Raw genomic sequence first — 991 nt, 5'->3', positions numbered from 1 at the left:
CCCCGCGCCATGTCGGTTCATGCCCTCTCGTTGCAGGCGCAACGATCGATCGGCAGAAAAACGGACGGCGCAAACCGCCCGCGCCACGTTCAGCGCGCGGCCCAGCGCGTCTGCGTGACGTCGAGCTTGCCCGGCACCAGCTTGAGCGCCGTGAACGCGTCGGCGATCTGCTGCTGATAGGCCAGCGTGGCGTCGGTGATCGGCTCGACCTGATAGCTCGCGCGGCCCAGCGCCAGTTCGAGCGTGGCCGCATCGAGCCCGACCAGCGGCGACAGTTGCGCCGCCAGCGCCGGAATATGATCGCGCGCCCACAAGTCGGTCGCATCGATCTCGGCCAGCACCGCGTGCACCAGGTCCGCATGCGCGTTCGCGAACGCGCGGCTCGCGAGGTAGTACTGCGTATTCCTGACCAGGCCCTCGCCGTTGCGCAGCGTGCGCGCGCCGGTCTGGCGCTCGACGGCGGCCAGGTAGGGATCCCAGATCACCCAGGCGTCGATCGCATGCTGCTCGAACGCGGCACGCCCGTCGGCCGGCGCCAGGTACACGGGCTGGATGTCGCGATAGTCGAGCTTCGCGGCCTCCAGCGCCTTGACCAGCAGATAGTGAACGTTCGAGCCGCGATTGAGCGCGACCTTCTTGCCGCGCAGGTCCGCCACGCTGCGGATCGGCGAATCGTGCGGCACGACGATCGCCTCGCCCTTCGGCGCCGGCGGCTCCGCACCGATATAGACGAAATCGACCTTGCCGGCCTGCGCGAAGATCGGCGGCGTCTCGCCCACCGTGCCGATGTCGACCGCGCCCGCCGCCAGCCCTTCGAGCAGTTGCGGGCCGCCCGGGAATTCGATCCAGCGCACCGTGACGCCCTGCGGCGCGAGCCGCTTCTCGAGCGAGCCGCGCGCCTTCAGCGCCACGAAATTGCCGTATTTCTGATATCCGATGCGCAGCGTCGTATCGCCGGCCGCGAGCGCGGCGCGGCTCGCACCCAGCGCGG

The 991-nt window shown here is 69.8% G+C and carries 1 protein-coding gene; it reads right to left on the bottom strand.

Going from position 1 to position 991, the window contains the following annotated elements; translation table 11 throughout:
• Positions 1–89: 89 nt before the first annotated feature.
• Positions 90–991 (bottom strand): sulfonate ABC transporter substrate-binding protein (locus tag ACYP33_RS09150; RefSeq protein WP_459621144.1); only part of this gene is annotated, 902 nt, incomplete at its 5' end.

It is taken from the genome of Burkholderia sp. 3C, assembly GCF_054589155.1.
Note: the sequence above shows the minus strand (reverse complement) of the source record. Positions and strands in the feature narration are given on the sequence as shown.